The organism is Streptomyces bambusae (assembly GCF_019400985.1).
GTDB classification, from domain to species: Bacteria; Actinomycetota; Actinomycetes; order Streptomycetales; family Streptomycetaceae; genus Streptomyces; species Streptomyces bambusae_A.
In genome coordinates this window covers 1-6,023 of record NZ_WTFF01000392.1, presented here as the reverse complement: position 1 = coordinate 6,023, position 6,023 = coordinate 1, and the positions used below count along the sequence as shown (strand labels likewise).

The window sequence follows — 6,023 nt, the reverse complement described above, 5'->3', positions numbered from 1 at the left end:
CGTGAGGCTGCCGGTCTCGGTCACGACGACCTTGCGGTCGGCCGTGCCGCCCGGGACGAGGGCCCGCAGGGTCCACTCGCCCGGCGCCGCGTAGAACCGGAACTGGCCGGTGGCCGAGGTCGGGACCCCGGCGGTGAACCCGTCGCCGCCGTGCAGCCGGCTGCGCTCGCCGCCGCCACGGGCGTCGCCGACCTGCTGGGCGCCCTGGCCGGCGCCGCGGCCCCGGTCATCCGGCTGCACCCCACCGGCGTGGCACACGCCGCCGGCGCCCTGCGCTGGGCCCTGCCCGGCTGGGCCGGCCCGGTCGACCTGCTGCTCGTCGCCACCGCCGACGGCTCCGAGCCGGGCCTCGGCGTGCTCGTCGAGCAGGCCTACCGGCGCGGCTGCACCGTCGTCGCCGTGGCCCCCGAGCGCTCCCCCCTGACCGAGGCGGTCGAAGGCGCCCACGGACTGCTCGTGCCCATGGCGAGGGCGCCGTACCAGGAGGACTACGACGAGAGCGCCGCCGCCGGACCCGGCGCCCTGTGGGCCCTGCTCACACCGCTGCTGCTCCTGCTCGACAAGGTCGGCCTCCTCTCCGCCGGCCCCGACGCCCTCCAGCTCGTGGCCGACCGGCTCGACCGCACCGCCGAACGCTGCGGCCCGGCCATCGCCGCGTACTCCAACCCCGCCAAGGCCCTGGCCGGCGAGCTCGCCGACGCCCTCCCGCTCATCTGGAGCGAGGGCGACGGCGCCGCCCCCGCCGGCCGCCGCTTCGCCGCCACCCTGGCCGAGCTGGCCGGCCGCCCCGCCCTGGCCGCCGACCTGCCCGAGGCGCTGCCCCGGCACGGGGTCCTGCTCGCCGGGGCCTTCGCGGCCGGCGCCGACCCCGAGGACTTCTTCCGCGACCGGGTCGAGGAGCAGCAGGCCCTCCACGCCCGCGTCGTCCTGCTGCGCGACCGGCCCGCCGGCCCGCTCAGCGCCGCGCCCGCCGCGCGCGAGCTCGCCCTCAGCCACGACACGGCCGTCAGCGAGATCGAACCGGAGGAGGGCAGCGAGCTCGAACAGCTCGCCGAGCTCCTCGCCGTCACCGACTTCGCCACCGCCTACCTGGCAGTGGCGTCCGGGGGACGTCCCTGACGGGGCGATCCAGCCCCGCCCGCCCCCACTGCCGTCACGAGGAAGCCGCACGATGGACCGCCTGACCAACACCGTCCGCCCCTACGCCTGGGGTTCCACCACCGCCATCCCGGAACTCCTCGGCGTGGAGCCGACCGGCGAACCCCAGGCCGAGATGTGGATGGGCGCCCACCCCGGCGCCCCCTCCCGCATCGACCGCGGCACGGGCGAGCAGGCGCTGTCCGACACCATCGCTGCCGACCCCGAGGGCGAGCTCGGCGCCGCCGCCGTCGCCAAGTTCGGCCCGCAGCTGCCCTTCCTCCTCAAGATCCTCGCCGCCGGCGCCCCGCTCTCCCTCCAGGTGCACCCCGACCTCGCCCAGGCCGCCGAGGGCTTCGCGGACGAGGAGGCCCGCGGCATCCCCGTCGACGCCGGCCACCGCAACTACAAGGACGCCAACCACAAGCCCGAACTCATCTGCGCGCTCACGCCGTTCGACGGGCTCTGCGGCTTCCGCCCGCCGCTGGAGGCCGCCGACCTCCTCTCCGGCCTCGACGTCGACTCCCTCAAGCCGTACGTCGACCTGCTCCACGCCCACCCCGAAGAGGCCGCCCTGCGCGAGGTCCTCACCGCCGTCCTGACCGCCGACCGCGAGGAGATGGCCGCCACCGTGGCCGAGGCCGCGGCCGCCGCCGAGCGCCTGGGCGGCCCGTACGCCCCGTACGCGCCGCTCGCCCACCACTACCCGGGCGACCCGGGCGTGATCGCCGCCATGCTCCTCAACCACGTACGGCTCCAGCCCGGCGAGGCCATGTACCTCGGAGCGGGCATCCCGCACGCCTACCTCGACGGCCTGGGCGTCGAGATCATGGCCAACTCCGACAACGTGCTGCGCTGCGGACTCACCCCCAAGCACGTCGACGTCCCCGAGCTCCTCAAGATCGTCCGCTTCGAGCCCGCCGACCCGAACGTCCTGCGCCCCGAGGGCAACGGCGAGGAGGTCTACGAGACCCCCATCGACGAGTTCCGCCTCTCCCGGTACGACCTGGCCCCCGGCGCGGCCCCGACCGGCGTCCCGGCGGGCGCCCCGCAGATCCTGCTGTGCACCGCAGGCTCCCCGCAGGTCGGCAACGAGAAGCTCGCGCCCGGCGAGTCCGTCTTCGTACCGGCGTCGGAGCGCGTCGAATTGTCCGGTTCGGGCACCGTCTTCCGGGCCACGGTAGTGCTCTGACGTGCTCTGGCGTCACCTCCGCCGCAGCGGCTGCAACAATGTGCGGCCGTAGTCAGTGGCTAGGAAGGGACACCTGCACCCATGAGCGCGTCAGGCGGAACCAAGGCGATCGTGGCGGCCCTCGCCGCCAACCTCGCCATCGCCGCGGCCAAATTCGTGGCCTTCATCTTCAGCGGCTCGTCGTCGATGCTCGCGGAAAGCGTCCACTCGGTGGCCGACTCGGGCAACCAGGGCCTGCTGCTCCTCGGCGGCAAGAAGGCCCAGCGCGAGGCGACACCGCAACACCCCTTCGGCTACGGGCGCGAGCGCTACATCTACGCCTTCCTGGTCTCGATCGTGCTCTTCTCCGTCGGCGGCATGTTCGCGATCTACGAGGGCTACGAGAAGATCAAGCACCCGCACCCGATCGAGGCCTGGTACTGGCCGGTCGGCGTCCTCGTCTTCGCGATCGTCGCGGAGAGCTTCTCCTTCCGCACGGCGATCAAGGAGTCGAACGAGCTGCGCGGCTCGCTGTCCTGGAAGGAGTTCATCCGGCGCGCCAAGGCCCCCGAGCTGCCCGTCGTCCTCCTGGAGGACTTCGGCGCGCTCATCGGCCTGGTGCTGGCCCTGGGCGGCGTCGGCCTCGCCCTGCTGACCGGCAACGGCGTCTGGGACGGCATCGGCACCCTGTGCATCGGCGCCCTGCTGATCCTCATCGCGATCGTGCTCGCCGCCGAGACCAAGTCCCTGCTGCTCGGCGAGGCCGCCGGCACCGAGGAGGTCGAGAAGATCAAGGCCGCCGTGGTCGACGGCGAGACCGTCACCGGCCTGATCCACATGCGCACGCTCCACCTCGGCCCCGAGGAACTGCTGGTCGCCGCGAAGGTCGCCGTCCAGCACGACGACACGGCCACCCAGGTCGCGCGCGCCATCGACGCAGCCGAGGCCCGCATCCGCGAGGCCGTCCCGATCGCCCGCGTGATCTACCTGGAGCCCGACATCTACCGCGAGCCGGCCACGAAGCCGGACACCGAGCCGGCCGGAAACTGACCGCACGGCGTAGGCCCCGCAGCCCACGAGAGCTACGGGGCCTACGCCATGCCCCGCCTTCCGCATGCGCGCACGTGGCCGGAAGCGTACGCACGGGCCACCCGATCCCCGGGCAAGGCCCCCCAGGCCGCCGCCCCGGCCACGGCACGACGTGTCCCTCCGATCCGCTGGGGCCGCTGGGCCGATCGGTGTAGATTCGTAGGCGGTGTCAGACGTCGCTGCTGATGGCGGGTCGGGCGGTCCCCAGGACCGGCCGAGGGGAGAGAGGGCCCCCGACGGACTGCGCTCGGTGCGCCCCCGCGGTGCACGGCTCAGCCGTACCCACCCTCTCGACGATCCATGAGGAGCAGCACGTATGGACTTCAAGGTCGCAGACCTCTCCCTCGCCGCCTTCGGCCGCAAGGAGATCACCCTGGCCGAGCACGAGATGCCCGGCCTGATGTCGATCCGCAAGGAGTACGCCGAGGCCCAGCCGCTCGCCGGCGCCCGGATCACCGGCTCGCTGCACATGACCGTGCAGACCGCCGTCCTCATCGAGACCCTCGTCGCCCTCGGCGCCGAGGTCCGCTGGGCCTCCTGCAACATCTTCTCCACCCAGGACCACGCGGCCGCGGCCATCGCCGTCGGCCCGAACGGCACCCCGGACAACCCGCAGGGCGTCCCGGTCTTCGCCTGGAAGGGCGAGACGCTGGAGGAGTACTGGTGGTGCACCGAGCAGGCGCTGACCTGGCCGAACACCCCCACCGGCGGCCCGAACATGATCCTGGACGACGGCGGTGACGCCACCCTCCTCGTCCACAAGGGCGTCGAGTTCGAGAAGGCCGGCGCCGCCCCGGACCCGTCGACGGCGGACAGCGAGGAGTACGGCCACATCCTGACCCTCCTCAACCGCACGCTGAAGGAGACCCCGCAGAAGTGGACGCAGCTCGCGTCCGAGATCCGCGGTGTCACCGAGGAGACCACCACCGGCGTGCACCGTCTCTACGAGATGATGCAGTCCGGCGACCTGCTCTTCCCGGCCATCAACGTGAACGACGCCGTCACCAAGTCGAAGTTCGACAACAAGTACGGCTGCCGCCACTCCCTCATCGACGGCATCAACCGCGCCACCGACGTCCTCATCGGCGGCAAGGTCGCGGTCGTCTGCGGCTACGGCGACGTCGGCAAGGGCTGCGCCGAGTCCCTGCGCGGCCAGGGCGCGCGCGTCATCGTCACCGAGATCGACCCGATCTGCGCCCTGCAGGCCGCCATGGACGGCTACCAGGTCGCGACGCTGGACGACGTCGTCGAGACCGCCGACATCTTCATCACCACGACCGGCAACAAGGACATCATCATGGCCGCCGACATGGCCAAGATGAAGCACCAGGCCATCGTCGGCAACATCGGCCACTTCGACAACGAGATTGACATGGCCGGCCTCGCCAAGGTCGACGGCATCGTCAAGGACGAGGTCAAGCCCCAGGTCCACACCTGGACCTTCCCCGACGGCAAGGTGCTGATCGTCCTCTCCGAGGGCCGCCTGCTCAACCTCGGCAACGCGACCGGCCACCCGTCGTTCGTCATGTCGAACTCCTTCGCGGACCAGACCCTGGCCCAGATCGAGCTCTTCACCAAGCCCGAGGAGTACCCGACCGACGTCTACGTGCTCCCCAAGCACCTCGACGAGAAGGTCGCCCGCCTTCACCTCGACGCCCTGGGCGTCAAGCTGACCACGCTCCGCCCGGAGCAGGCCGAGTACATCGGCGTCAAGGTCGAGGGCCCGTACAAGCCGGACCACTACCGCTACTGATCACGCTCCAGCGGTAGCAGCACAGCACTGAGGCAGGCCCCCGGCACGCACGTCGCCGGGGGCCTGCCCCGTACTCACGTACAGGCCTGCCCCTGTACTCACGCACCTCACGCCAGACATCAGGAATCCCCATGCCCCGCGGCCGCTATTCGCTCCACGACCCGCACGACGGCACACCCCTCGGCGAGGAGCACTTCCACTGCGCCCCCGGCCCCTCCGGCTGGCGCTACGTCGCCCAGCTGACCACCCCGGACGGCGACCACCGCGGCTCCGTCGACCTGGCGATCGACGAACTGGGCCGGCCCATCCGCCTGGAACTGGCCGCGGGCGGCTGGCAGGTACGCGGCGCCGCCATCGACGGCGTCACCTGGGTCCGCACCGACCCCGCCGGCACCGAGGCCACCGAGGGCAACGTCCAGGCCCCCTCCTTCACCGGCAGCTCCCCGGCCTTCCTCGTCGCCACCGCCCGCCTGCTGCACCTCACCCCCGGCGCCCCCGCGACCCGGGTCCGGCTCGTGAACCTCACCGACCCGGTCCTCGCCCCGCGCACCGTGGACCAGGCCTGGGCCCTGCTCAGGAGCGAGACCCACCCCACCGACAGCGGCCCCCTGGTGGTGGACGAGTACCAGGTCACCGCCCTGGACACGGGCGAGGTGCACACGGTCCACCTGGCCGGCGACGTCGTCCTCGCGGCGCCCGGCATCGAACTCGAACACCTGGAAACCCCGCCCTCGGCCTTCCCCGACTGACCGCCGCCCGGCCCCGGCCGGGCAACCGGCTAGGCCCGGATCTTATACACATCTGACGCTGCCGACAAACTTACCGTCTAGCCCTATGGCGACACTCCTCTTACCAACGACAACCACAGCGCTA

6 protein-coding genes are annotated in these 6,023 nt (G+C 72.2%); 5 read left to right on the top strand and 1 reads right to left on the bottom strand.

Translation table 11 applies throughout. From position 1 onward, the window contains the following. Window positions 1–240, bottom strand: a 240-nt coding sequence (locus tag GPJ59_RS38710) for a DUF1416 domain-containing protein (RefSeq protein WP_308120605.1), incomplete at its 3' end; no start/stop codon positions are given. 9 nt (window positions 241–249) lie between these two features. On the opposite strand from GPJ59_RS38710, the gene GPJ59_RS32355 reads away from it, so the two are divergent. The 5 genes from GPJ59_RS32355 (at window position 250) to GPJ59_RS32335 (ending at window position 5,899) form a co-directional block, all read left to right on the top strand. Further along, on the top strand, window positions 250–1,119 hold the full coding sequence (locus GPJ59_RS32355) for an SIS domain-containing protein (protein ID WP_374200974.1): 870 nt from the start codon (window positions 250–252) through the stop codon (window positions 1,117–1,119). 52 nt (window positions 1,120–1,171) lie between these two features. Continuing rightward, the gene (gene manA, locus GPJ59_RS32350; protein WP_219671482.1) at window positions 1,172–2,329 is read left to right on the top strand and encodes a mannose-6-phosphate isomerase, class I; all 1,158 of its coding nucleotides are present in this window, start codon (window positions 1,172–1,174) and stop codon (window positions 2,327–2,329) included. An 81-nt stretch (window positions 2,330–2,410) separates the two neighbouring features. After that, the gene (locus tag GPJ59_RS32345) at window positions 2,411–3,358 is read left to right on the top strand and encodes a cation diffusion facilitator family transporter (RefSeq protein WP_219671481.1); all 948 of its coding nucleotides are present in this window, start codon (window positions 2,411–2,413) and stop codon (window positions 3,356–3,358) included. Window positions 3,359–3,713: 355 nt separating this feature from the next. Beyond that, a complete protein-coding gene (gene ahcY / locus GPJ59_RS32340) occupies window positions 3,714–5,150 on the top strand; it encodes an adenosylhomocysteinase (protein WP_219671480.1) in 1,437 nt (478 codons plus the stop codon). A gap of 131 nt (window positions 5,151–5,281) precedes the next feature. Continuing rightward, window positions 5,282–5,899: a hypothetical protein gene (locus GPJ59_RS32335; RefSeq protein WP_219671479.1), complete on the top strand. Its 618-nt coding sequence runs from the start codon at window positions 5,282–5,284 to the stop codon at window positions 5,897–5,899. Window positions 5,900–6,023 lie beyond the last annotated feature (124 nt).